The organism is Novipirellula herctigrandis, assembly GCA_007859835.1.
GTDB lineage: Bacteria > Planctomycetota > Planctomycetia > Pirellulales > Pirellulaceae > Novipirellula_A > Novipirellula_A herctigrandis.
This window is the reverse complement of record SJPJ01000003.1, coordinates 58343-60085: the sequence shown is the minus strand read 5'-3', so window position 1 is coordinate 60085 and position 1743 is coordinate 58343. Positions and strand designations below refer to the sequence as shown.

General features: G+C 52.7%; 3 protein-coding genes. All 3 read right to left on the bottom strand.

Annotated features, from left to right (window positions below; translation table 11 throughout):
* Positions 1-256: 256 nt before the first annotated feature.
* The gene (locus CA13_RS34185) at positions 257-526 is read right to left on the bottom strand and encodes a hypothetical protein (RefSeq protein WP_146404798.1); all 270 of its coding nucleotides are present in this window, start codon (positions 524-526) and stop codon (positions 257-259) included.
* Positions 527-558: 32 nt separating this feature from the next.
* On the bottom strand, positions 559-1032 hold the full coding sequence (locus CA13_RS34180) for a hypothetical protein (protein ID WP_146393688.1): 474 nt from the start codon (positions 1030-1032) through the stop codon (positions 559-561).
* A gap of 22 nt (positions 1033-1054) precedes the next feature.
* A partial coding sequence (locus CA13_RS36065; RefSeq protein ID WP_419195335.1) for a hypothetical protein occupies positions 1055-1743 on the bottom strand: 689 nt, incomplete at its 5' end.

Below are 1743 nucleotides of genomic sequence, written 5' to 3'. Positions count from 1 at the left end.
CTTGTCGTTGCTGGAGGCGAATACGGGTTCATGCTGTGTATTGCGACGTTGGCATTCAGGGGGCGGTCGATCGGATAACGTCACCGTTCACCGGGCCGCGGCAAACGACATTGATTTGAGAATCCGCGCGGCCGCGGCTTCCGTGTGCAACGGATGGTTATCCGTGGTGAATTTAGGTGGAAGGTGGAATGCCAGTTTATGTTCCAAAGCAACACCGAGCAAGCCGATGGTAACCGGAGATTGCTCGCGCAAGCCATCAGGACGTTGCGTCGTCGAGCAACGAATGTCGCCCGAGCACGCCGATGGTCGGTGCGAGGAGGCTCGCGCAAGCCATCAGGAGGTTGGAAGGTCGAACCAGAAAAGTTGTCCGAGGGAATGGTTCCTCGGGTATATCGTTCACCGGCATCAGCCGCAAGCCAGTGTTGTGACGCCAAGGCCCAATACCAACATACCGATCGTCGTTGATCGGATAACGGCCGGCGTCACCGAGCACGGCCCATGTGGTTTCCATTTGTAAACGTCTCATGCCGTGCTTCGCGTGCACGCCATGGTTCGCCGCTATTGTACCAAGTCGGATCGAGTTAACACTCGATTCCCGTGGAAGGTTCTCTCTGTGGACTTACCACCGTCACCATATACTACGATTTCTATATCCGAGACTGTTTCGTTGCCGTGAAGCACGATAATGCGATCGGCAAACGAATATCCGTCACAAGGTTGCGTCCTAGGATCAACTACTTCGTATCGTTCGGGCGCATTATCGCGCTCTTGGTCTTCGTCCCAGGCGGGAACAGTAGCAACATAAGGGTCAGACTGCCCTGTGGGTTTTGCGGTGTCTTCCGCAACCGGCACCGTAACAGTGTAACGAGCAAGATACGCTTCTTGCCCACCCCAAGCGACTAGTTTTGCTCGCGATAGCTGCATTGAGTCACCGACGGAAATGAGATCGGATTCCACGCGCGAGCAGCCTGTTGTGATCAATGCAAGCAGGCTTAGCGTGACTGCGTTCCAACTAGATCGATGTTCATTCATAACACGCTTTAGTCGGCGAACGCTACCGATCAGCCGGCGGCGACGAGAGATCATCTACTTCAATTCGCCCGACTTCGCCGCTCGGTTGCATCGGATGGTTACGTCTTTGATTGAGTGCTTTTAGTTTTAGCAACGAATGCTGCAGACCAGCAACCAGATCAAAAACCCCAAGCATCCCAAATGGAAGACCAATCACGTACACCGTTCCTACCCAGTAATCTAATGGTGAGTTTGAACTCCGAAACAGGTATGACAATATATCATCCTCGTACCAATCGTTTACAGGAGTAAACCGCGTCTGTAAGAATGCAACTGCCCATACGCCAAGAATTGCGATCATGGTAGTCAAAACAAAAAGCGCACGTAGGGAAAAACGTCTCGGGAGGCGGGATCGGTGCCGTACCGTAAACGTCGCGAAACCTACGACTGTGGTCGCAGCAAAAACCAAATCGCATGTGAATGCTACTTTGCTTTGATATTGAAGTATGCCCTGACCGACGGGAAGCCGAGCGGAGAAGTCAGAGGGCCGCAAATGACCATAGGTCTGCCATCGCATAAACGGAAAAGGCCAACCGTGGACCGTATGCATTTCCCATGTGGTGCCTGTCGGTGAGTGCTCGATTTGATCCTTGCCAATCAGCATCATCCACATTGATGCAAATGCGAAAGCAGCGACCAAAACGGTTACCAGAAACGTTCTCATATGATGAC